The following is a 323-nucleotide window of genomic DNA, read 5'->3' on the forward strand; positions in this document are numbered from 1 at the left end:
GCAGCCATCATTTAAAGAAAGCGTAATAGCTCACTGGTCGAGTCGGCCTGCGCGGAAGATGTAACGGGGCTAAACTATGCACCGAAGCTGCGGCAGCGAACGTATCACTTAAACTGATTAAGTGATACTCAAATGTATCAAAACGATTGACGGAGCGAAGCGACGTCAATGCGTCCAACAAAGTCGAGGCGGAAACGTCAGGCAGTCAGTTTAAGGATACGTTCGTTGGGTAGGGGAGCGTTCTGTAAGCCTGTGAAGGTGTACTGTGAGGTATGCTGGAGGTATCAGAAGTGCGAATGCTGACATAAGTAACGATAATGCGG

The 323-nt window shown here is 48.9% G+C and carries 1 rRNA gene; it reads left to right on the forward strand.

The annotated features are described in order from the left end of the window. A 23S ribosomal RNA gene (locus G6Q48_RS22030) occupies positions 1 to 323 on the forward strand; the annotation flags it as partial.

The sequence above is a fragment of the Providencia sp. M-27 genome, assembly GCF_011077905.1.
In the GTDB taxonomy this organism is placed as follows: domain Bacteria; phylum Pseudomonadota; class Gammaproteobacteria; order Enterobacterales; family Enterobacteriaceae; genus Providencia; species Providencia huaxiensis.